At 60.5% G+C, this 22,987-nt stretch carries 24 protein-coding genes and 1 riboswitch; of the genes, 22 read left to right on the forward strand and 2 right to left on the reverse strand.

What is annotated here, in order from left to right:
* Window positions 1-201 precede the first annotated feature (201 nt).
* The 5 genes from M6G53_RS09220 (at window position 202) to M6G53_RS09240 (ending at window position 4,242) form a co-directional block, all read left to right on the forward strand.
* Window positions 202-942: an amino acid ABC transporter permease gene (locus M6G53_RS09220; protein ID WP_253330683.1), complete on the forward strand. Its 741-nt coding sequence runs from the start codon at window positions 202-204 to the stop codon at window positions 940-942.
* A complete protein-coding gene (gene gltK / locus M6G53_RS09225; protein WP_019454075.1) occupies window positions 942-1,616 on the forward strand; it encodes a glutamate/aspartate ABC transporter permease GltK in 675 nt (224 codons plus the stop codon). The genes M6G53_RS09220 and gltK overlap by 1 nt, the downstream gene beginning before the upstream one ends.
* On the forward strand, window positions 1,616-2,341 hold the full coding sequence (locus tag M6G53_RS09230) for an amino acid ABC transporter ATP-binding protein (protein WP_253330685.1): 726 nt from the start codon (window positions 1,616-1,618) through the stop codon (window positions 2,339-2,341). The genes gltK and M6G53_RS09230 overlap by 1 nt, the downstream gene beginning before the upstream one ends.
* Window positions 2,342-2,456: 115 nt before the next feature.
* The gene (rihA, locus tag M6G53_RS09235) at window positions 2,457-3,389 is read left to right on the forward strand and encodes a pyrimidine-specific ribonucleoside hydrolase RihA (RefSeq protein ID WP_253330686.1); all 933 of its coding nucleotides are present in this window, start codon (window positions 2,457-2,459) and stop codon (window positions 3,387-3,389) included.
* A gap of 148 nt (window positions 3,390-3,537) precedes the next feature.
* Window positions 3,538-4,242, forward strand: coding sequence for an FMN-dependent NADH-azoreductase (locus tag M6G53_RS09240; protein ID WP_253330688.1), 705 nt, complete (start codon window positions 3,538-3,540; stop codon window positions 4,240-4,242).
* A gap of 40 nt (window positions 4,243-4,282) precedes the next feature.
* Here the strand turns inward: M6G53_RS09240 and M6G53_RS09245 are convergent, their stop codons facing one another.
* Window positions 4,283-4,765, reverse strand: coding sequence for a zinc ribbon-containing protein (locus M6G53_RS09245; protein ID WP_253330690.1), 483 nt, complete (start codon window positions 4,763-4,765; stop codon window positions 4,283-4,285).
* Between the two features lie 286 nt (window positions 4,766-5,051).
* Between M6G53_RS09245 and leuS the strand changes: the two genes are divergently transcribed.
* From leuS to lipA, 13 genes are all read left to right on the forward strand, one after another.
* Window positions 5,052-7,634: a leucine--tRNA ligase gene (gene leuS, locus M6G53_RS09250; protein ID WP_253330692.1), complete on the forward strand. Its 2,583-nt coding sequence runs from the start codon at window positions 5,052-5,054 to the stop codon at window positions 7,632-7,634.
* A 14-nt stretch (window positions 7,635-7,648) separates the two neighbouring features.
* A complete protein-coding gene (gene lptE / locus M6G53_RS09255) occupies window positions 7,649-8,209 on the forward strand; it encodes an LPS assembly lipoprotein LptE (protein ID WP_253330694.1) in 561 nt (186 codons plus the stop codon).
* The gene (gene holA / locus M6G53_RS09260) at window positions 8,206-9,240 is read left to right on the forward strand and encodes a DNA polymerase III subunit delta (protein ID WP_055316089.1); all 1,035 of its coding nucleotides are present in this window, start codon (window positions 8,206-8,208) and stop codon (window positions 9,238-9,240) included. Before lptE ends, holA begins: the two co-directional genes overlap by 4 nt.
* A complete protein-coding gene (gene nadD / locus M6G53_RS09265; RefSeq protein ID WP_253330696.1) occupies window positions 9,230-9,892 on the forward strand; it encodes a nicotinate-nucleotide adenylyltransferase in 663 nt (220 codons plus the stop codon). The genes holA and nadD overlap by 11 nt, the downstream gene beginning before the upstream one ends.
* A gap of 194 nt (window positions 9,893-10,086) precedes the next feature.
* Window positions 10,087-10,404, forward strand: a complete 318-nt coding sequence (gene rsfS / locus M6G53_RS09270; protein WP_016928774.1) for a ribosome silencing factor — start codon at window positions 10,087-10,089, stop codon at window positions 10,402-10,404.
* Between the two features lie 3 nt (window positions 10,405-10,407).
* Window positions 10,408-10,878, forward strand: coding sequence for a 23S rRNA (pseudouridine(1915)-N(3))-methyltransferase RlmH (rlmH, locus tag M6G53_RS09275; RefSeq protein ID WP_253330698.1), 471 nt, complete (start codon window positions 10,408-10,410; stop codon window positions 10,876-10,878).
* Window positions 10,879-10,916: 38 nt separating this feature from the next.
* Entirely contained in the window at window positions 10,917-12,812 is a 1,896-nt protein-coding gene (gene mrdA / locus M6G53_RS09280; RefSeq protein WP_253330700.1) for a peptidoglycan DD-transpeptidase MrdA, read from the forward strand.
* An 8-nt stretch (window positions 12,813-12,820) separates the two neighbouring features.
* Window positions 12,821-13,933 carry a peptidoglycan glycosyltransferase MrdB gene (gene mrdB / locus M6G53_RS09285; RefSeq protein ID WP_253330702.1) on the forward strand — a complete coding sequence of 371 codons (1,113 nt, stop codon included), beginning with the start codon at window positions 12,821-12,823 and terminating at the stop codon, window positions 13,931-13,933.
* A 10-nt stretch (window positions 13,934-13,943) separates the two neighbouring features.
* Window positions 13,944-15,020, forward strand: coding sequence for an endolytic peptidoglycan transglycosylase RlpA (gene rlpA / locus M6G53_RS09290; protein WP_253330704.1), 1,077 nt, complete (start codon window positions 13,944-13,946; stop codon window positions 15,018-15,020).
* A gap of 180 nt (window positions 15,021-15,200) precedes the next feature.
* Complete coding sequence (dacA, locus tag M6G53_RS09295) at window positions 15,201-16,412, forward strand: D-alanyl-D-alanine carboxypeptidase DacA (protein ID WP_253330706.1); 1,212 nt, start codon at window positions 15,201-15,203, stop codon at window positions 16,410-16,412.
* Between the two features lie 104 nt (window positions 16,413-16,516).
* Complete coding sequence (gene ybeD / locus M6G53_RS09300) at window positions 16,517-16,783, forward strand: DUF493 family protein YbeD (RefSeq protein ID WP_004940012.1); 267 nt, start codon at window positions 16,517-16,519, stop codon at window positions 16,781-16,783.
* 134 nt (window positions 16,784-16,917) lie between these two features.
* Window positions 16,918-17,586, forward strand: a complete 669-nt coding sequence (gene lipB, locus M6G53_RS09305) for a lipoyl(octanoyl) transferase LipB (protein WP_162598262.1) — start codon at window positions 16,918-16,920, stop codon at window positions 17,584-17,586.
* Complete coding sequence (lipA, locus tag M6G53_RS09310; protein WP_025301835.1) at window positions 17,579-18,544, forward strand: lipoyl synthase; 966 nt, start codon at window positions 17,579-17,581, stop codon at window positions 18,542-18,544. The genes lipB and lipA overlap by 8 nt, the downstream gene beginning before the upstream one ends.
* Window positions 18,545-18,637: 93 nt before the next feature.
* On the opposite strand, the gene tatA is transcribed toward lipA, so the two are convergent.
* A complete protein-coding gene (gene tatA / locus M6G53_RS09315; protein WP_253330708.1) occupies window positions 18,638-18,853 on the reverse strand; it encodes a Sec-independent protein translocase subunit TatA in 216 nt (71 codons plus the stop codon).
* A 218-nt stretch (window positions 18,854-19,071) separates the two neighbouring features.
* Here tatA and M6G53_RS09320 point away from each other — a divergent pair, with 218 nt between their 5' ends.
* The 4 genes from M6G53_RS09320 to M6G53_RS09335 all read left to right on the forward strand — a co-directional run bounded on the left by M6G53_RS09320 (window position 19,072) and on the right by M6G53_RS09335 (window position 22,975).
* Window positions 19,072-20,139: a diguanylate cyclase gene (locus tag M6G53_RS09320; protein ID WP_253330710.1), complete on the forward strand. Its 1,068-nt coding sequence runs from the start codon at window positions 19,072-19,074 to the stop codon at window positions 20,137-20,139.
* Window positions 20,140-20,366: 227 nt separating this feature from the next.
* Window positions 20,367-20,429: riboswitch (Fluoride riboswitch) on the forward strand.
* A 79-nt stretch (window positions 20,430-20,508) separates the two neighbouring features.
* On the forward strand, window positions 20,509-20,892 hold the full coding sequence (gene crcB / locus M6G53_RS09325) for a fluoride efflux transporter CrcB (protein WP_004940022.1): 384 nt from the start codon (window positions 20,509-20,511) through the stop codon (window positions 20,890-20,892).
* Window positions 20,893-21,181: 289 nt separating this feature from the next.
* Window positions 21,182-21,778, forward strand: a complete 597-nt coding sequence (locus M6G53_RS09330; RefSeq protein WP_253330712.1) for a TetR/AcrR family transcriptional regulator — start codon at window positions 21,182-21,184, stop codon at window positions 21,776-21,778.
* A 6-nt stretch (window positions 21,779-21,784) separates the two neighbouring features.
* Entirely contained in the window at window positions 21,785-22,975 is a 1,191-nt protein-coding gene (locus M6G53_RS09335; protein ID WP_253330714.1) for a multidrug effflux MFS transporter, read from the forward strand.
* Window positions 22,976-22,987 lie beyond the last annotated feature (12 nt).

Raw genomic sequence — 22,987 nt, forward strand, 5'->3', positions numbered from 1 at the left:
CCGGGGCGGCCGCCAGGCCAAACCGGCCCAGTTGATGACTGGGACAGACAGGAATGAGGGTGGCCGTTCCCCGCCCTCATTTTCCCCAACGCGCATCACCGACATCCGCACACAACAAGCCAGCCAGACTGGCCGCGCGGCGATCGGCGCTCAGCAGGTCATCAATCTTCGGCGCTCTGCGCCCGTTTACCGGAGTTTGTTATGTCAATAGATTGGAACTGGGGTATCTTCCTGCAGCAGGCCCCGTTTGGGAACACCACTTACCTCGGCTGGATCTGGTCCGGCTTTCAGGTCACGGTGGCCCTCTCCGTCTGTGCATGGATTATCGCTTTCTTCGTCGGTTCGCTGTTCGGTATCTTGCGTACCGTACCCAACCGCTTTCTTTCCGCCCTCGGCACCTGTTACGTCGAACTGTTCCGCAACGTGCCGCTGATCGTGCAATTCTTTACCTGGTATCTGGTGATCCCCGAGCTGTTGCCGGCCAATATCGGCACCTGGTTTAAAAGCGAGCTGGATCCCAACGTGCAGTTCTTCGTCTCCTCCATGCTCTGTCTGGGGCTGTTTACCGCCGCCCGCGTCTGCGAGCAGGTGCGCGCCGCCATCCAGTCCCTGCCGCGCGGCCAGAAAGCCGCCGGGCTGGCGATGGGCCTGACGCTGCCGCAAACCTACCGCTACGTGCTGCTGCCGAACGCCTACCGGGTGATCGTGCCGCCGATGACCTCGGAAATGCTCAACCTGGTCAAAAACTCCGCCATCGCCTCCACCATCGGGCTGGTGGACATGGCCGCGCAGGCCGGCAAGCTGTTGGATTACTCCGCACACGCCTATGAATCCTTTACCGCCATCACGCTGGCTTATATCGGCATCAACGCCGTTATCATGCTGTTGATGCGTCTGGTCGAAAAGAAAGTGCAGTTGCCTGGCAACCTGGGGAGTAAATAATGTACGAATTTGACTGGGCGTCGATCGTCCCAAGCTTCCCGTTTCTGTTACAGGGCATGGCGATCACGCTGAAGATCACCGTGACCGCCATCGTGGTCGGCATTCTGTGGGGCACCGTGCTGGCGGTGATGCGTCTGTCGCCGTTCAAACCGATCAGCTGGTTCGCCACCCTGTACGTCAACCTGTTCCGCTCGGTGCCGCTGGTGATGGTGCTGCTGTGGTTCTATCTGGTGGTTCCAAGCTTATTACAACAGGTTCTAGGCTTATCACCGAAAACCGATATTCGCCTGATCTCGGCTATGGTAGCCTTTTCCCTGTTTGAAGCGGCCTATTACTCGGAAATCATCCGCGCCGGCATTATCAGCATCTCGCGCGGCCAATCCTCCGCCGCGTTGGCGCTGGGCATGACCCACTGGCAATCCATGCGGCTGGTGATCCTGCCGCAGGCGTTCCGCGCCATGGTGCCGCTGCTGCTGACCCAGGGCATCGTCCTGTTCCAGGATACCTCGCTGGTTTACGTACTGAGCCTGGCCGACTTCTTCCGCACCGCGTCGACCATCGGCGAACGCGACGGCACCCAGGTTGAAATGATCCTGTTCGCCGGCTTTGTCTATTTTGTTATCAGCCTTGCCGCCTCGGCGCTGGTAAGCTATTTGAAGAAAAGGACTGTTTGATGATATCCCTGAAAAATGTTTCTAAGTGGTACGGTCACTTTCAGGTGTTGACCGATTGCACCACCGAAGTGAAAAAAGGCGAAGTGGTCGTCGTCTGCGGTCCTTCAGGCTCCGGCAAGTCTACCCTGATCAAAACCGTCAACGGCCTCGAGCCGATCCAGCAGGGCGACATCCTGGTGAACGGCACGCCGGTCAACGACAAGAAAACCAACCTGGCGCAGCTGCGTTCCAAGGTCGGCATGGTGTTCCAACACTTTGAGCTGTTCCCGCACCTGTCTATCATCGACAACCTGACGCTGGCACAGGTGAAAGTGCTCAAGCGCGACAAGGCCGCCTCGCGCGAGAAGGGCCTGAAGCTGCTGGAGCGCGTCGGCCTCTCCGCCCATGCCAACAAGTTCCCCGGTCAGCTGTCCGGCGGCCAGCAGCAGCGCGTCGCCATCGCCCGCGCGCTGTGCATGGATCCGATCGCCATGCTGTTCGATGAACCGACTTCGGCGCTCGATCCGGAAATGATCAACGAAGTGCTGGACGTGATGGTCGAGCTGGCGAATGAAGGCATGACCATGATGGTGGTGACCCACGAAATGGGCTTCGCCCGTAAGGTGGCGAATCGGGTGATCTTCATGGACGAAGGCAAAATCGTCGAAGACCGCAACAAAGACGATTTCTTCAACAACCCCGAGTCCGATCGCGCCAAGGACTTCCTGGCCAAGATCCTGCACTAAATGCCCCATCCATGCGCCCCGTCAGGGGCGCATCCTCTCTCCCGGCACTAAAAGCGCTTGTGTCTCCCCGGTTTTGAGCCGATGCTCGCAGCATAACAAACAGAGGAGAAAGAACATGCCCCGCCCTATTATCATCGATTGCGATCCCGGCCTCGACGACGCCATCGCGCTGGCCATGGCGCTGCGTTCGCCGGAGCTGGACGTCAAAGCCATCACCACTTCCGCCGGCAACCAGACGCCGGAGAAAACCCTGCATAACGCGCTGGGCCTGTTGACCCTGATGCAGCGCGAGGACATTCCGGTCGCCGCCGGCGCCGGTGGCCCGCTGATGCGCGAACTGGTGATCGCCGAGCATGTCCACGGCAAAACCGGCATGGGCAACACCCACCTGCCAACGCCGACAATCAAACCCGATCCCCGCGGCGCCGTCGAGCTGATCGCCGACCTGCTGCGCGCCAGCCCGCAGCCAATGACCCTGGTGGTGACCGGCCCGATGACCAACATCGCCCTGCTGCTGGCCCAGTATGCCGAGCTGAAAAGCCGCATCGAACGCATCGTATTTATGGGCGGCGGCATGAACGCCGGCAATACCACGCCGGTCGCGGAGTTCAACATCTTCGTCGATCCCGAAGCCGCCGAAATGGTGCTGAAATCTGGCGTACCGCTGACCATGGCCGGGCTGAACGTCACCCATCAGGCGCTGGTGTTGCCACAGGATATCGAGCGCATTCGCCAGATAGACAACCCGGTCGCCCAGGCGGTCGCGGAGATGCTCGATTTTTACCTGCCGCTGTACCTCAGCCATCCGCGCGGCCTGCCCGGCGCGGCAATGCACGATCCCTGCACCATCGCCTGGCTGCTGGCACCGCAGCTGTTCACCGGCGTAGAGCGCTGGGTCGGAGTGGAAACCAAAGGGGAATACACCGTCGGCATGACGGTGGTGGACTATTTCCAGCAAACCGGCAACGCGGCCAACGTGGAAGTGCTGACCGGCATCAACCGCGAAGGCTTTATCGATCTGCTGGCCGAGCGCGTAGCGCGTTATTGATCCCATCGGGGCGCGCTCGCGCCCCTCATTCAAGTTTTTTGATTTAACTCAGCGAATTTTTGCGCTATCACTGTTCCTGGCTTGCCTCTACCATGCGTTTACACCGACTGACATCGTTACCGATTAGACTTCGCCTGGAGATAAGCCAATGAGCCGCGTACTGGTCCTGAAATCAAGCATTCTGGGTGAGTATTCCCAGTCTGGAAAATTAGTCGATTTTTTTGTTGAACAATGGCGTGAAACTCACCCTGAAGACAGGTTCACCGTGCGCGATTTGGCCAACCCGACCCTGCCGGAGCTGGATGGCGAAGTGATGGCCGGTTTTACCGCCGGCGACAAGCCGCTGACGCCGCACCAGCAAAGCACCCTGGCGCTGTCCGATGAGCTGATTGCCGAACTGAAGTCGCACGACACGCTGATCATCAGCGCCCCAATGTACAACTTCAACATCCCGACGCAGCTGAAGATCTACTTCGATCTAATCGCCCGCGCCGGCCAGACGTTCCGCTATACCTCCGCCGGCGCCGAAGGGCTGGTGACGGGTAAGAAAGCGATCGTCATCTCCAGCCGCGGCGGCATCCACGCCGACACGCCGACGGATCTGATCACGCCGTACGTGAAGCTGTTCCTGGGCTTTATCGGTATCACCGACGTGGAATTCGTACTGGCGGAAGGCTTCGCCTACGGCCCGGAAGCGGCGGAGAAAGCCGCGCAGGACAGCCGCATCGCGGTCGCGCAGAAAGTCCCGGCCGGCGTCGCCGTGCCGGCCAGCGCACCGGCGCAGGCGCAAGTCGCCCCGGCAACCGTCAGCGGTGGGTTCCTCAGCAACCTGCTGAAGAAACTGTTCCGTTAAACGCCAGCCTTAGCGTTCCCCGCCCTGGCGGGGAGCATCATCAAGGTTCAAACGGCCGGCGCTGGAACTGGTCGTGACCGCATTTCGGGCAGAGCGGCAACACCTCCGGCGTGTAGAACGCCAGGTGGTAGTGGCACTGCTCGCACACCAGATTGCCCAGCCCCACCACTTCACCGCTGTGGTAAACGCCGTGGTGGCTGACATCCTTGAACACCTCGCGCCACTCCAACTGGGTTTTGTCGGTGATATCCGCCAGCTCCTGCCACAGGCTCTCTTTGATCACCCGCATAAACACGCTGTCGGTAAACTCGTCCCGGCTCTCCTGGTAGCTGCGAGCGAACTCTTCCAGATCGCGCCGCACCGCCTGCGTCACCTGCCGCACCTCGTCGCGGGTCAGATCTTCGGCCTCGTTCAACCGCCGCTCCGCGCTGGCCACCAGTGCGTCGATATCGCGTTCGCCGTCTTTCAGACGTTCGGTCAGCGATGCCACCAATTCGCGGTAATACTGAGCAACCTTGTTCATAGACTCTCCTCGATTAAACGCTGCGCCGGACTTGGCTGTAGGGTTACCCCTAAGCTACTTGTTCTTATTTTAGCCGTAAATGACTGATGTCACTTGGCAAGACGCGGGATCCGCAGGTTGTGAGCCGCGTCATGGCGGCGTTTTTTTTAAATGCGCCGAGGCGGGCGCTTGGAGTTGTTGCCGGGAGGTCTTATCAGCTATGCTATGCGGATCTACGAATACTATATGTTCATTGCGTTGCCTCTGCCCGGGGCAACGGTTTACACCTACAGGACCACCGGCCGCCATGCAAGAGCAATACCGTCCAGAAGACATAGAATCGAACGTACAGCTTCACTGGCAAGAGAAGCAGACTTTCAAGGTTACCGAAGACGACAGCAAGGAAAAGTACTACTGCCTATCCATGCTGCCTTACCCGTCCGGCCGACTGCACATGGGCCACGTTCGTAACTACACTATCGGCGACGTGATCTCGCGCTATCAGCGCATGCTGGGCAAAAACGTACTGCAGCCGATCGGCTGGGATGCGTTCGGCCTGCCGGCGGAAGGCGCGGCGGTGAAAAACAACACCGCACCGGCCCCGTGGACCTACGACAATATCGAATACATGAAGAACCAGTTGAAACTGCTGGGCTTCGGCTACGACTGGGATCGCGAAATCGCCACCTGCCAGCCGGAATACTACCGATGGGAGCAGTGGTTCTTCACCAAGCTGTATGAAAAAGGCCTGGTCTACAAGAAGACCTCGGCGGTGAACTGGTGCCCGCACGATCTGACCGTGCTGGCCAACGAACAGGTTATCGACGGCTGCTGCTGGCGCTGCGATACCAAGGTCGAGCGTAAAGAGATCCCACAGTGGTTCATCAAAATCACCGCCTACGCCGATCAGCTGCTGAACGATCTGGACACGCTTGAAAGCTGGCCGGAGCAGGTGAAAACCATGCAGCGCAACTGGATTGGCCGCTCGGAAGGCGTGGAAATCACCTTCGCCGTGGCGGACAGCGAAGAGAAGCTGACGGTATACACCACCCGTCCCGACACCTTCATGGGCGCCACCTACGTGGCGGTGGCCGCGGGCCACCCGCTGGCGCAACAGGGCGCGCGCAACAACCCGGCGCTGACCGACTTCATCGACGAATGCCGCAACACCAAAGTTGCCGAAGCCGACATGGCGACGATGGAGAAGAAAGGCATGCCGACCGGCCTGTTCGTGGTCCATCCGCTGAGCGGCGAGCAGCTGCCGGTGTGGGTCGCCAACTTCGTGCTGATGGAATACGGCACCGGCGCCGTGATGGCGGTACCGGCGCACGACCAGCGCGACTGGGAATTCGCCACCAAATACGATTTGCCGATCAAACCGGTGATCCTGAACCTCGACGGCAGCCGGCCTGACGTGAGCGCCGAAGCGATGACCGACAAAGGCGCGCTGTTCAACTCCGGCGAATTCGACGGCCTGGACAATGAAGCGGGCTTCAACGCCGTCGCCGACAAACTGGTCGCCAAGGGCGTGGGCCAGCGCAAGGTCAACTACCGTCTGCGCGACTGGGGCGTCTCCCGCCAGCGTTACTGGGGCGCGCCAATCCCGATGGTGACGCTGGAAGACGGCACCGTGATGCCGACGCCGGAAGACCAGCTGCCGGTGATCCTGCCGGAAGACGTGGTCATGGACGGCATTACCAGCCCGATCAAGGCCGATCCCGAGTGGGCGAAGACCACCGTCAACGGCCAGCCGGCACTGCGCGAAACCGACACCTTCGACACCTTTATGGAGTCTTCCTGGTACTATGCGCGCTACACCTGCCCGCAGTATGACCAGGGTATGCTGGATCCGGCCGCCGCCAACTACTGGCTGCCGGTCGATCAATATATCGGCGGCATCGAACATGCCATCATGCACCTGATGTACTTCCGCTTCTTCCACAAGCTGATGCGCGATGCCGGCCTGGTGGATTCCGACGAGCCGGCCAAGCGCCTGCTGTGTCAGGGCATGGTGCTGGCCGACGCCTTCTACTACACCGGCAACAGCGGCGAGCGCGTCTGGGTATCCCCGGTTGACGCCACCGTCGAGCGCGACGACAAGGGCCGCATCATCAAGGCCACCGATCCGCAAGGCCGTGAACTGGTCTATGCTGGCATGAGCAAAATGTCGAAGTCGAAGAACAACGGCATCGATCCGCAGGAAATGGTGGAAAAATACGGCGCGGACACCGTGCGTCTGTTCATGATGTTCGCTTCACCGGCAGAAATGACGCTGGAGTGGCAGGAATCCGGCGTGGAAGGGGCTAACCGCTTCCTGAAACGCGTGTGGAAACTGGCCTACGATCACGTGGAAAAAGGCGCGGTACAGCCGCTCGACGTGGCGGCGCTGAACGAAGATCAGAAAGCGCTGCGCCGCGATCTGCACAAAACCATCGCCAAGGTGACCGACGATATCGGCCGCCGTCAAACCTTCAACACCGCGATCGCCGCCGTGATGGAGTTGATGAACAAGCTGGCCCGCGCGCCGCAGGAGAGCGAGCAGGATCGCGCGCTGCTGCAGGAAACGCTGCTGGCCGTGGTTCGCATGCTGTATCCGTTCACCCCGCACGTGTGCTTCACCCTGTGGCAGGCGCTGGGCGGCGAAGGCGACGTGGACACCGCGCCATGGCCGGTTGCCGACGAGCAGGCGATGGTCGAGGACTCCAAGCTGGTGGTGGTGCAGGTGAACGGCAAGGTTCGCGCTAAAATCACCGTATCGGCCGATGCGACCGAAGAGCAGGTGCGCGCGCGCGCTGCCGAGGAGCATCTGGTGGCTAAATATCTGGACGGCGTCACGATTCGCAAAGTGATCTACGTTCCGGGCAAACTGCTTAACCTGGTTGTGGGTTAACACAAGGAGGAGTTGTGCGACAACGTATTCTGACGCTGTTGCTGGGGTTGGCGGTGCTGGTCACCGCCGGCTGCGGTTTTCACCTGCGTGGCACCACGCAGGTGCCGAATGAAATGAAAACGCTGATCCTGGACAGCGCCGACCCTTACGGCCCGTTGACGCGCTCGGTACGTGAGCAGCTGCGCCTGAACGACGTGACCATCGTCAGCGATCCGAAGCGTAAAGACGTGCCTTCCCTGCGCATCCTTGGCGCAACGGAAAGCCAGGATACCGCTTCGATCTTCCAGGACGGTAAAACCGCCGAGTATCAGCTGGTGCTGACCGTGCAGGCGCAGGTGCTGATCCCGGGCCATGATCTGTATCCGCTGTCGGTGAAAGTGTTCCGTTCCTTCTTCGACAACCCGCTGACCGCGCTGGCCAAAGATTCCGAGCAGGATATCATTCGCCAGGAAATGCGCGAGCAGGCGGCGCAACAGCTGGTGCGCAAACTGCTGACCGTGCATGCGGCGGAAGAAGAGAACCGGCAGAAAGCCGCTGCCGCCGGCGAACGAGCGGCAAGCCAAACCGCACAATGATCCGCATTTATCCGGAACAACTTGCCGCGCAGCTCCGAGAGGGGCTGCGCGCTTGTTATTTATTGAGCGGCAATGAACCGCTGCTGCTGCAGGAAAGCCAGGATCTGCTCCGGCAGGCCGCGCAACAGCAGCAGTTCAGCGAGCACTACAGCATTTCCCTCGACGCCCATACCGACTGGGACGCCATCTTCGGCATCTGCCAGGCGATGAGCCTGTTCGCCAGCCGCCAGACGCTGCTGCTGATCTTCCCGGAAAACGGCCCGACGGCGCCGATCGGCGAACAGCTCACCAAGCTCGCCACGCTGCTGCACGAGGATATTCTGCTGATCCTGCGCGGCCCGCGCCTCACCAAAGCACAGGAAAACAGCGCCTGGTTCAAGGCACTCAGCCCGCACGGCGCCCTCGTCAGTTGCCAGACGCCGGAACAGGCGCAGCTGCCGCGCTGGGTCGCCACGCGCGCCAAGGCGATGAAGCTGGAGCTGGACGACGCCGCCAATCAGCTGCTGTGCTACTGCTATGAAGGCAACCTGCTGGCGCTGTCGCAGGCGCTGGAGCGGCTGTCGCTGCTGCACCCGGACGGCAAGCTGACGCTACCACGCGTCGAACAGGCGGTGAACGACGCCGCCCACTTCACGCCGTTCCACTGGCTGGATGCCCTGCTGGCCGGCAAGAGCAAGCGCGCCTGGCATATCTTGCAGCAGCTGCAGCAAGAGGACGTGGAGCCGGTGATCCTGCTGCGCACCCTGCAGCGCGAACTGCTGCTGCTGCTGACGCTGCAGCGCCGCATGGCCTCAGCGCCGCTGCGCACGCTGTTCGATCAGCACAAGGTCTGGCAGAACCGCCGCCCGCTGGTAACCCAGGCGTTGCAACGCCTGTCCGGCCCCCAGCTGCAGCAGGCGGTACAGCTGCTGACGCAAATCGAGCTGACCCTCAAGCAGGACTATGGCCAGTCGGTCTGGCCGGAACTGGAAACCCTGTCGATGCTGCTGTGCGGCAAACCCCTGGCCACGAGTTTTAGCGATGCCCACTAATCCGGAACACCCCACCGTATTGCACGCGCTGTTCGGCGGCACCTTTGACCCGATCCACTACGGCCACCTGCGGCCAGTGGAGGCGCTGGCCGCCGAAGTGGGCCTGAATCGCGTCACGCTGCTGCCTAACCACGTGCCGCCGCACCGGCCGCAGCCGGAGGCCAATGCGCAGCAGCGCCTGAAGATGGTCGAGCTGGCGATCGCCGGCAACCCGCTGTTTGCGGTCGACGATCGCGAGCTGCACCGCACCACCCCCTCCTACACCATCGAGACGTTGGAAACGATTCGTAAAGAGCGTGGCGCCGCCCAGCCGCTGGCGTTTATTATTGGCCAGGACTCACTGCTGACGCTGCATAAATGGCATCGCTGGCAGGCGCTGCTGGACGTCTGCCACCTGCTGGTGCTGGCGCGACCGGGCTATAACGATCGCATGGACACGCCGGAGCTGCAGCAGTGGCTGGAACGCCATCGCACCGCCGACCCGGCGCTGCTCAGCCTTCGCCCGCACGGCCATATCTATTTGGCCGATACGCCGGAGCTGGAAATTTCCGCCACCGAGATCCGCCAGCGCCGCCATCAGGGCCTCAACTGCGACGATCTGCTGCCACGTCCGGTGCAGCGCTATATCGAGTTGCAGGGTTTATATCGCTAGCGAAAGGTGCGTGATATACTGCGCCGCTATTTTTCAGGTATCCGCTGAAAACCCCGGAAACCTTAGCTGGCCGGGCAGTCACCAGTTAGCTGGCTTTCAGCGGCAGCCTGCCGAAACCATTATCCGGTTACGCCGCGGCGCGCGCACTTTGCCCGCCGCAGTCGACTGAACAGAACACACCCGAGGGGGAACCTTTGCAAGGTAAAGCGCTCCAAGATTTCGTCATCGATAAAATCGATGACCTGAAAGGCCAAGACATTATCGCTCTGGACGTCCAGGGCAAATCCAGCATCACCGATTGCATGATCATCTGCACCGGCACCTCGACACGCCACGTGATGTCGATCGCCAGCCACGTGGTGCAGGAATCCCGTGCCGCAGGCATGGAACTGTACGGCATGAAAGGCCAGGAGGCCTCCGACTGGATCGTGGTCGATCTGGGCGAAGTGATCGTGCACGTGATGCAGGAAGAGAGCCGTCGCCTGTACGAGCTGGAAAAACTCTGGAGTTAAGCGGTGAAACTGCAATTGGTGGCGGTCGGCACCAAAATGCCAGACTGGGTGCAAACCGGCTTTATGGATTACCTGCACCGTTTTCCCAAAGATATGCCGTTTGAGCTGACCGAGATCCCGGCGGGCAAACGCGGCAAAAACGCCGACATCAAGCGCATTCTGGACAAAGAAGGCGAGCAGATGCTGGCGGCGGTGGGCAAAGGCAACCGCATCGTTACGCTGGATATCCCAAGCACGCCGTGGGAAACGCCGCAGCTGGCGCAGCAGCTTGAGCGCTGGAAGCAGGATGGCCGCAACGTCAGCTTGCTGATCGGCGGCCCGGAAGGGTTGGCGCCCGCCTGCAAAGCCGCTGCCGAGCAGAGCTGGTCACTGTCTCCGCTGACACTGCCGCATCCTTTGGTGCGCGTCCTGGTGGCCGAAAGCCTCTACCGCGCCTGGAGTATTACTACAAATCATCCTTACCACCGGGAATAGCCGGTGGTGACCGTGACAGAGTGAAATAAAGCAGCGGGATGAAAATAGAACGTAACCCTTTTCGCGACTATACGGCTGAATCCGCCCTGTTTGTACGCCGCGCCCTGGTGGCGTTCTTGGTCATCCTGGTGCTGTCCGGCATCCTGATCGCCAACCTGTATAATCTGCAAGTGGTCCGCGTCGAGGATTACCGCACCCGCTCCAACGAAAACCGCATCAAGCTGGTGCCCATCGCGCCCAGCCGCGGCATTATCTACGATCGCAACGGCACGCCGCTGGCGCTCAACCGCACCATTTATCAGCTGGAGCTGATGCCGGAGAAGGTTGACGATCTCAAAGCCACGCTGCAGGCGCTGCGCACGGTGGTCGATCTGACCGACGACGACATCACCAACTTCGAAAAAGAGCGCAAGCGTTCGCGCCGTTTCGTCTCCATTCCGGTGAAAACCGCGCTGACCGAAGTGCAGGTCGCCCGCTTTGCGGTCAATCAGTTCCGCTTCCCCGGCGTGGAAGTGAAAGGCTACCAGCGCCGCTACTACCCCTACGGCTCCGCCCTCACCCACGTCACCGGCTACGTGTCGAAGATCAACGACCGCGACGTCGAACGCCTGGACAAAGACGGCAAGCTGGCCAACTACGCCGCGACCCACGACATTGGCAAGCTGGGCATCGAACGCTATTACGAAGACACGCTGCACGGCAAAACCGGCTACGAAGAGGTCGAAGTCAACAACCGCGGCCGGGTGATCCGCCAATTGCACGAGCAGCCGCCTTCCGCCGGTCAGGACGTCTACCTGACGCTCGATCTCAACCTGCAGCGCTATATCGAGCAGCTGCTGGTCGGCAGCCGCGCCGCGGTGGTGGTGAGCGATCCGCGCACCGGCGCCATTCTGGCGATGGTGTCCAACCCGAGTTACGATCCGAACCTGTTCGTGGACGGCATTTCCAGCAAGGATTATCAGGGGCTGCTGAACGATCCGAATCGCCCGTTGATCAACCGCGCCACGCAGGGGGTTTACCCGCCTGCGTCGACGGTAAAGCCTTATATCGCAGTATCGGCACTCAGCGCCGGGGTGATCACCAAGAACACCGTAGTGTTCGATCCCGGCTGGTGGCAGCTGCCCGGCTCGGAAAAGCGCTTCCGCGACTGGAAAAAATGGGGCCACGGCCGCCTGAACGTCACCAAGGCGCTGGAAGAGTCCGCGGATACCTACTTCTATCAGGTCGCCTATGACATGGGGATCGATCGGCTGTCGAGCTGGCTGACCAAATTCGGTTACGGCCAGTACACCGGCATCGACCTGGCCGAAGAGCGCTCCGGCCTGATGCCGACGCGCGAATGGAAGCTGAAGCGCTATAAAAAGCCGTGGTATCAGGGCGACACCATTCCGGTGGGCATCGGCCAGGGTTACTGGACCGCCACGCCGATCCAGATGGCCAAAGCGCTGAACACCCTGATCAACGACGGCACCGTCAAAACGCCGCACCTGCTGCAGAGCACCCGCGTCAACGGCGCGCTGGTGCCGTTCAAACAGGAAGAAGACACGCAGATCGGCGATATTCATTCCGGCTTCTGGGAAATTGCCAAAGACGGCATGTACGGTGTGGCCAACCGTCCGAACGGGACGGCGCGCAAGTACTTTGCGGACGCACCTTATAAGGCCGCGGCGAAATCGGGTACCGCACAGGTATTCGGCTACGAAACCTACAATGCCCACAAACTGGCGGAGCACCTGCGCGATCACAAGCTGATGACCGCCTTCGCGCCGTTCAACAACCCGACGGTGTCGGTCGCCATCATTCTGGAAAACGGCGGCTCCGGTCCGGCGGTGGGGACCATCACCCGCCAGATCCTCGACCATATTCTGCTGGGCGACAACAATACGCAATTGCCAAGCGAGGCCCCGCTGCCGCCTGGCGTAGAAGGTGACTAAGGTAGAACATGACTGAAAGCCAACAAAAAGGCTCGATCTGGACCAAAATCCACATCGACCCGACGTTCCTGCTGCTGATCCTGGCCTTGCTGGTTTACAGCGCCTTCGTGATGTGGAGCGCCAGCGGCCAGGACATCGGCATGATGGAGCGCAAGATCGGGCAGATCGTCATGGGGCTGATCGTGATGGCCGTCATGGCGCAAATTCCGCCGCGCGTATACGAAAGCTGGGCACCCTATCTGTATATCTTCTGCGTGATTTTGCTGATCCTGGTGGACGCCTTCGGGCAGATCAGTAAAGGCGCGCAGCGCTGGCTGGATCTCGGCGTGGTGCGCTTCCAGCCGTCGGAAATCGCCAAGATCGCCGTGCCGCTGATGGTGGCGCGCTTTATGAACCGCGACGTTTGCCCGCCTTCGCTGAAAAACACCGCCATCGCGCTGGTACTGATCTTCCTGCCAACGCTGCTGGTGGCCGCACAGCCGGATCTGGGCACCTCGATCCTGATCGCCGCCTCCGGCCTGTTCGTGCTGTTCCTGTCGGGCATGAGCTGGAAACTGATCGCCGTCGCCGCCGTCGCGCTGGCGGCCTTTATCCCGGTGCTGTGGTTCTTCCTGATGCACGGTTATCAACGCGACCGCGTGATGATGCTGCTCGATCCGGAAAGCGATCCGCTCGGCGCCGGCTACCACATCATTCAGTCGAAGATCGCCATCGGCTCCGGCGGCCTGTCCGGCAAGGGCTGGTTGCACGGTACCCAGTCGCAGCTGGAGTTCCTGCCGGAACGCCATACCGACTTTATCTTCGCCGTGTTGGCCGAAGAGCTGGGGCTGATCGGGGTGTTGGTGCTGCTGGCGCTCTATCTGCTGGTGATCATTCGCGGGCTGGTGATCGCCGCCAAGGCGCAAACCACCTTCGGCCGCGTGATGGTCGGCGGCTTGATGCTGATTTTGTTCGTTTATGTCTTTGTTAACATCGGTATGGTCAGTGGCATTTTGCCGGTAGTTGGCGTACCTTTGCCTCTGGTCAGTTACGGGGGTTCGGCGCTGATAGTGTTGATGGCCGGTTTCGGTATCATCATGTCGATCCACACGCATCGGAAAATGCTGTCTAAAAGTTTATAAGAGGTGAGTAATGCGTAAGGAATGGCTTTGGATCGGCGTCGCGGCGGTGTTGCTCTCCGCCTGTACCGCCCCGACCACGGAACAGCAGGCGCCACAGCAGCCATACAACGGCCCGGTGGTGGAAATCGGTGGCGTCGAGCCTCAATATGAACCCTATAACCCTAATAACATGCAGGATTATAAGGTTAATGGCGATACTTACCGCATCGTAAAAGATCCGCAAAACTTCTCGCAGACCGGCCTGGCGGCCTGGTATGGCGAAGAGGCCAACGGCAACACCACCGCGCTGGGCGAGCAGTTCGATCCCAACGGCCTGACTGCGGCGCACCCGACTTTGCCGATCCCTAGCTATGTACGTGTCACCAACCTGGCCAACGGCCGTCAGCTGGTGGTGCGCGTCAACGATCGCGGGCCTTACACCAAGGGCCGCATCATCGATCTGTCGAAAGCCGCCGCCGATCGCCTCAACCTGTCCAACAACACCAAGGTCAAAGTCGATTTCATCAACGTGGCGCCGGACGGTACGCTGAGCGGCCCGGGCACCATCGGCACCATCGTGGCGAAACAGAGCTACGCCCTGCCGGCGCGCCCGGATCTCGGCTCCAGCGGCATGGGCACCCCGACCCAACAGGACGCACCGGTCGCCAGCGGCGCGGCGGTGCGCCCGATCGATAACAGCACCCTGCGCACCGACGACAACAACGCCCCAGCCGCTGGCGGCAACGCAACCGGCGGCCGCAGCGGTTTCCTCGGCGCGCCAAGCGCCGTACCGGCCGGCGTGCTGGAAGGGTCCGAACCTGAAGCCGCCGCCGTGGCCGCACCGGTCGCGGCCGGCGCCGCGGCTGCCGCCGCCTCTTCCACCGGCGGTTACGTGGTGCAGGTCGGTGCGCTGAGCAGCGCCGAGCGCGCCCAGAGCTGGCAGCAAAGCCTGAGCCAACAGTTTGGCGTACCGGGCAAAGTGGCGGCCAACGGCAACGTTTATCGCGTCCAGCTCGGCCCGTTCAGCAGCCGTCAGCAGGCGGCCCAGCTGCAGCAACGCCTGGCCAGCGAGGCGCAACAACAGTCTTTCGTTACTGCTGCACCCTGAGCGTTAAGCCCGGCGGGCATTCGCGGCTGATAAGCGGTTATTTAGCTGAAACATTTTCTTGCAGCTAAAAGGTCACTAACCGCAATTAGTCAGATGAATGGATAATGCCTGCCGGGATCGCATCTGCTATAGTGTGGCTCGTTTTTTAACTTTACTTTCACGGATGTTGTAGTCCCGATCATGAAACAAGTAACTTCTTTTCGCTTAATCAAAAGCATCGCACTCGGCACCGTTATCGCAATGAGCGCAGCCTCCGTCGCGCATGCCGATGACGTTAACATCAAAACCATGATCCCAGGTGTCCCGCAGATCGATGCGGAAGCGTACATCCTGATTGATTACAACTCCGGCAAGGTGCTGGCCGAAATGAATGCCGACGCGCGTCGCGATCCGGCCAGCCTGACCAAAATGATGACCAGCTACGTCATCGGCCAGGCGCTGAAAGCGGGTAAAATCGGCCAGGACGATATGGTCACCGTCGGCCAGGACGCCTGGGCGACCGGCAACCCGGTGTTCAAAGGCTCCTCGCTGATGTTCCTGAAGCCGGGCGATCGCGTGCCGGTCTCCAAACTGACCCGCGGCATCAACCTGCAGTCCGGTAACGACGCCTGCGTGGCGATGGCCGACTACGTCGCCGGCAGCCAGGACGCGTTCGTCAACCTGATGAACACCTACGTCAACAAGCTGGGCCTGCAGAACACCCACTTCCAGACGGTACACGGCCTGGATGCCCAGGGCCAGTACAGCTCGGCGCGCGACATGGCGTTGATCGGCCAGGCGCTGATCCGCGACGTGCCGGACGAGTACGCGATTTATAAAGAAAAAGAGTTCACCTTCAACAATATCCGCCAGATGAACCGCAACGGTCTGCTGTGGGATAACAGCCTGAACGTCGACGGCATCAAAACCGGCCATACCGACGCGGCGGGTTACAACCTGGTGGCTTCGGCAACCGAAGGTCAGATGCGTCTGATCTCCGCCGTGATGGGCGGCCGCACCTACAAAGGCCGCGAAGCCGAGAGCAAGAAACTGCTGACCTGGGGCTTCCGCTTCTTCGAAACCGTGGCACCGCTGAAAGTCGGTAAAGAGTTCGCCTCCGAGCCGGTCTGGTTCGGCGATGCCGATCGCGTTGAGCTGGGCGTGGACAAAGACGTCTACCTGACCATCCCGCGCGGCCGCATGAAGGATCTGAAGGCCAGCTACGTGCTGAACACGCCGGAAATTCACGCGCCGCTGGCGAAAAACCAGGTGGTCGGCAGCATCAACTTCCAGCTGGACGGCAAAACCATCGACCAGCGCCCGCTGGTGGTGATGAACGAAGTGAAAGAAGGCGGTTTCTTCAGCCGCATCGTGGATTACATCAAACTGATGTTCCACCACTGGTTCGGTTAACGGTTGAAACGGGCGAAATCGCCCCCATATACCGAATAACATTAACTCCCGCCCCGGCGGGAGTTATAATTTATAGATTAGCTAGCACTCTGGAGCGCACGCACATGCAAAAAACTAAACTGAACGAACTGCTCGAATTCCCTTGCTCGTTTACCTACAAGGTGATGGGCCTGGCGCAGCCGGAGCTGGTTGACCAGGTAGTTGAAGTGGTGCAGCGCCATGCGCCGGGCGATTACAACCCGCAGGTGAAACCGAGCAGCAAAGGCAACTACCATTCCGTCTCCATCACCATCAACGCCACGCACATCGAGCAGGTCGAAACCCTGTACGAAGAGTTAGGCAACATTGAAATTGTTCGCATGGTGCTGTAATTCCAGCACAAACCCCTGCTTATCAACCCGGGATGGCGCAGCGTCTTCCCGGGTTGCGCATTTTTGGTCAGCGAAAGGCTGGTCGCAGGCCGGAGCGCCCGGTATAATGGCTTTACCACTTCTGTAACCTGACGATGACTCTTTTGCAACCAGACAAGATCATTTTGCGTCAGCTGGGGTTGCAGCCCTACGCGCCTGTATCCCAAGCCATGCATAACTTCACCGACAGTCGTACCGAGACCACGCCGGACGAGCTGTGGCTGGTGCAGCATCATCCGGTGTTCACCCAGGGCCAGGCCGGCAAAGCCGAGCACCTGCTGATGCCGGGCGATATTCCGGTTGTCCAGAGCGATCGCGGCGGCCAGGTGACCTACCACGGGCCGGGTCAGCAGGTGATGTACGTGATGGTCGATCTGAAACGCAACAAGGTCGGCGTGCGCCAGTTGGTCACGGCGATAGAAGATACGGTTATCAACACCCTCGCCCACTTCCGCCTCGAATCGCGCGCCCGTCCGGATGCGCCCGGCGTGTACGTGGGGGAGCAGAAAATCTGTTCGTTGGGTTTGCGGATCCGCAAAGGCAGCTCATTCCACGGCCTGGCCCTGAATGTGGCGATGGATCTCAGCCCCTTCCAACGCATCAACCCTTGCGGTTACGCCGGCATGCAGATGACGCAGGTCAGCGCGCTGGCGCCCGGCGTTGGCATTGAAGACATACACCCAATCCTGGTACAGGAATTTGTTCATTTACTCGGCTACCAGACGGTCGAGCTTCGTAACTGGAACCTGCACGATTATGAGTAAACCAATTCAGATGGAACGCGGCGTCAAATACCGCGATGCTGACAAAATGGCGCTGATCCCGGTCAAAACGGTGGTCACCGAACGGCAGGAGCTGTTGCGTAAACCCGAGTGGATGAAGATCAAACTGCCTGCCGACTCCACGCGCATTCAGGGCATCAAGGCCGCGATGCGTAAAAACGGCCTGCACTCCGTCTGTGAGGAAGCCTCGTGCCCTAACCTGTCCGAGTGCTTCAACCACGGCACCGCCACCTTTATGATCCTCGGCGCCATCTGCACCCGCCGCTGCCCGTTCTGCGACGTGGCTCACGGCCGTCCGATCGCGCCGGACGCCAACGAACCGGAAAAGCTGGCACAAACCATCGCCGACATGGCGCTGCGCTACGTGGTGATCACCTCGGTTGACCGCGACGATCTGCGCGACGGCGGCGCTCAACACTTTGCCGACTGCATCTCGGCCATCCGCGCCAAGAGCCCGAACATCAAAATTGAAACGCTGGTGCCGGACTTCCGCGGCCGTATGGACCGCGCGCTGGAGATCCTCACCGCCACGCCGCCGGACGTGTTCAACCATAACCTGGAAAACGTGCCGCGCGTTTACCGCCAGGTTCGCCCGGGCGCCAACTACGAGTGGTCACTGAAGCTGCTGGAGCGCTTTAAAGAAGCGCACCCGGATATCCCGACCAAATCCGGCCTGATGGTCGGCCTGGGTGAAACCAACGCGGAAATCGTCGAAGTGATGCGCGATCTGCGCCGTCACGGCGTGACCATGCTTACGCTGGGGCAATACCTGCAGCCAAGCCGTCACCACCTGCCGGTGCAGCGCTACGTCAGCCCGGCCGAATTCGATGAAATGAAAGAAGAAGCGATGGCGATGGGCTTCACCCACGCCGCCTGCGGCCCGTTCGTGCGTTCGTCCTACCACGCCGATCTGCAGGCCAAAGGGATGGAAGTGAAATAACGCGTAATAGTTTGTTACGCTAAAAACGGCGGAAACGCCAAAAAACGGATGTCCGCAAGGCATCCGTTTTTTATTGCGCGCCGTCAGACGGAATTAAACGTCTTTCTTTTCGACGCTCTGCTGAGCGGACTGGCTCTCGGCGGCGTTGTTGTTGGCGGCCGGCGGCGTGCTGTCGTCGCCCACGGCTTTTTTAAAGCCTTTCAGCGCCGCGCCAAGATCGGCGCCGAGCGTGCGCAGTTTGCTGGTGCCGAACAGTAAAATCACCAACACCGCAATCACCAGAAGTTTGGTAATGCTGATACCTTCCATACTCACCTTCTTATCGTAGAGCGCTGCGTGAACAGCGAAAAAAACTGACCTTGCCTGCAAATATTTAGCGACTTTCCCCTGGCCCGCACAACCACAACATGTAACAGAGTGAGATCCGTCGCAGGAATGGCACGCGGCCTCACGCCGCAAATAGCAGACTATTCTTAGTTTATCACCCGCATGATACGCTGCCGTGATACTTATCAGGGAGATGCCGGATGTATATTGCCCCACCCGTTTTTGATGCCCGCAAATCCGGCCTCAGCTTCGCCAAACGCACCTATTTGCCGCGCATCGCCGGTCTGGGGATCGGTTTCATCTGCGTTTGCGCCGCACTCTATCCCTTGGCTCCGCCCACGGCGGTCTGGCTATTGCTGGCCTTTCACGGTTTTCTCTGGCCGCATCTCGCCTACCGCCTGGCCTGCCGCGCCAAAGATCCGTTCAAGGCCGAGATCCGCAACCTGCTGATCGACTCCGCCTTCGGCGGCTTCTGGGCGGCGATGATGGCGTTCAACGCGCTGCCGGCGATCGTCATCCTGTCGATGATGAGCATGAACAACATCGCTTCGGCCGGTAAAGCGCTGTTTGTGAAAGGCCTGGCGATTCAATTGGCCGCGGCGGTGCTCACCGGCGCACTGCTCGGCTTCCCGTTTCACCCACACAGCACGCCGCTGCAAATCTATCTGTGCCTGCCGATGATCTATCTGTATCCGTCGCTGCTCGGTCTGGTGACTTACCGCACCGCCAAACGGCTGGCGGAAAAAAAACAGGAGCTGCAGCGCATCAGCACCCGCGATGGGCTGACCGGCTTGTACAACCGCCGCCATTGGGAGCATCTGCTGCATCGCCAGTTCGACAGCTGCCGCCGCTACCAGGACAACGCCACGCTGATCCTGATGGATATCGATCGTTTCAAAACCATTAACGACACCTTTGGCCATGCGTTAGGCGATGAGGCTTTGGCGGCGCTGGCGGAAGAGCTGCTGATCGGCTTGCGCAACGTGGATATCGTCGGGCGCTACGGCGGCGACGAGTTTGGCGCGGTGCTGCCGAACACCAGCGCCGAACAGGCAGAAACCGTCCTGCGGCGCATCCAGCAACGGCTGGACACAATCAGCTTCAAAGAAGCGCCGCAGCTGCGGCTGCAGATCAGCGCCGGCATCGCCAACTACCACCCCGCGCTGGACGGTTATCTGGACTGGCTGAAAGCGGCCGACGGCGCGCTTTACCGGGCGAAGCAAAATGGCCGCAACCGGCTGGAAATGGCGGCGCCGATGGGCGACTAACTTACTGGTTTAATAACTTGGCAAAATACTTCGGCGCTTCGACAAAGCCTTCACGCCGGTAAAACGCATGCGCCCGCTCGCGGTGGCTATGGCAATGGACCTCTCACCGATTGTGGCCGCGACGGTGCGCCGTTCTGATTTGCATAGGCTGACCTCGCAGATTGTCGATACTACAAAATAGGCGGCGTTAGGTGTAACATCCACCGGGTACGGCAAAAAAGGCCGTGCGGCACGCTGGAGATGACATTCCTCCCTAACCGCCTTCACAGGCTGATGATGTCTACGTAACCTCTCGGAGAGAGGCGCGTAGCGTTACGCCTGTCCCTTTCCGAGTCCCGTGAATTTCTCTGATTGAAAGGGAGTTGCCCCATGTTGAGTTCTTTACTGGCCGTATTTATCGGCGGCGGCGTCGGCAGCGTTTTGCGCTGGGCGGTAAGCATGAAAATGAATCCGCTGAACGCCCACATTCCGCTCGGTACGCTGATGGTCAATCTGATCGGCGGTTTTATCATCGGCCTGGCGATGGCGATTTTCACCCGCATGACGCATCTGGATCCCACCTGGAAATTACTGATCACCACCGGGTTCTGCGGCGGCCTGACCACCTTCTCCACCTTTTCGCTGGAGGTGGTGTACCTGATGCAGGATGGCCGCTTCGGCTGGGCGCTGGCCAATATGTTGCTCAACCTGGCCGGCTCGCTGGCGATGACGCTGCTGGCTTTCATGCTGGTAATGTGGGTTAACGGGCGCTAAGCGCTTAATGTTTCCTTAATCTTGCGTGCGCATACTCTCATCCAGTACTCCTGACTGGATGAGAAACCGCTATGTTTAGCCTGCCGAAAACCGCCGCCGAAGCGATTGCCGTTGCGCTGTGCGTGCTGATCGTCGCCGCCTTTATCAAGGCCTACCTGTTCGCGTAAGCGCCTTTTCCCCACAGCACGCGTTCATCTTGCGTCTTTCCGGCCGATTACACTACAATTGAGAATGAACGTTCACACCCAAAAATGTGAACCCGGCTCACGCGTAGCAAAGGATCGGGCAGATGCTCTCCCCCAACGACAGTAAACAGGCCAAGGTGCAGGCCCGCCGCGATCAGATCGTCGAAGCGGCGAAAACCAGCTTCCGCCGCCACGGCTTCCACGCCGCCAGCATGGCGGAAATCGCCCAGGGCTCGCAGCTCAGCGTCGGGCAAATCTATCGCTATTTCGCCAATAAAGACGCGATTATCGAGGAGATCGTCAACCGCATCATCGCCAGCAAGATGCAGCGGCTGGAAAACCTTGGCGATCATATCAACCTGATCGCCGGCACGCTGGCGGCGCGCACGCTGTTTCAGCAGCCGGGCGAGAGCGAAACCGATCACATGCTGATGCTGGAAGTGACCGCCGAGGCCACGCGCAACCCGGTGGTAGCCAAAATGCTCAGCGATGCGGAAGCGCGGCTGTTTCGCCACGTGTGCCACAACCTGCAGCAGCTTTACCCTCATTTCAGCGCGGAAGAGATCGCCGCGCGGGTGGAGTTTATCGCCGTCATGAGCGAAGGCACCGGTTACCGTATCCTTACCACGCAAAAAGCCGATGCGTCCCTGCTGCGCGATCTGTATCAGCAGGCCATTTCTCATCTGTTCAGGAAATCTTAATCTCCCATGACCAAACACTTAGCCAGACAACGTCTGGTGTACGCCGTCGTGCTTGGCCTGTTGGCCGCGCTGGGGCCGCTGTGCACCGATCTCTATCTGCCCGCCCTGCCGGAAATGGCGGGCGAGCTGAATACCTCCACCGCCGCCGCGCAGCTCAGCCTGACCGCCGGGCTGCTCGGCCTGGGCGTCGGCCAGCTGATTTTTGGCCCGTACAGCGACAAGCTGGGCCGCATGCGGCCGCTGCTGCTGTCGCTGATCCTGCTGCTGGGCGCTTCGCTGTGGTGCGCCCTCGCGCCTACCATTGACCAGTTGCTGATCGCCCGCCTGCTGCAGGGCATCGCCGGCGCCGGTGGCGCGGTGATCTCTCGTGCCATTGCCCGCGATCTGTATGCCGGCCATGAGCTGACCCGCTTCTTCGCCCTGCTGATGCTGGTCAACGGCCTGGCGCCGATCGTCGCGCCGGTGCTGGGCGGCGTTATGCTGCAGGTGATGAACTGGCGCGGTATCTTTGGCGTGCTGGCGGCCATCGCCGTGCTGCTGTTCAGCCTGTCGGCGCTGAAGCTGCGCGAGTCCCTGCCGGCCGAGCGCCGCAGCCAGGGCGGCATTCTGGCGATGCTGATGTCGCTGGGCAGTCTGTTGACCCAACGCTATTTCATGGGCCTGTGCCTGACGCAGGGCTTCGTGATGGCCGGTATGTTCGCCTATATCGGCGCCTCGCCTTTCGTCTTGCAGCAGATCTACGGCCTCAGCCCGCAGATGTTCAGCCTGTGCTTCGCCATTAACGGCGTCGGGCTGATCATTGCGGCGCAGCTGGCCAGCCGCCTCAGTTCGCGTTGGGGGGAGCGCCGGGTGTTGAAGAGCGGGCTGATGCTGGCGGCCGTCGCGTCGCTGTTGCTGCTGTTGGCCGCCGCGCTGCATGCGCCGCTGGCGTTGTTGCTGGTGCCGCTGTTCTTCTCGGTGGCAGTGATCGGCATTGTCGGCCCGACCGCCTCTTCGCTGGCGATGCAAAGCCAGGGGGATAAAGCAGGCAGCGCGTCGGCCTTGATCGGCGTGTGCATGTTCGCACTCGGCGCGTGCGCCGTGCCGCTCACCGGGCTGGGCGGCACCTCCAGCCTGTCGATGGCGCTGACCATCGTCGGCTGTTACGCCGTCGCCATCCTGCTGTTCAGCCTGTTAGGCCGCCGCAGCGAGGCATAACGCGCCCAATAA

The sequence above is a fragment of the Serratia nevei genome (genome assembly GCF_024160145.1).
GTDB classification, from domain to species: Bacteria; Pseudomonadota; Gammaproteobacteria; order Enterobacterales; family Enterobacteriaceae; genus Serratia; species Serratia nevei_A.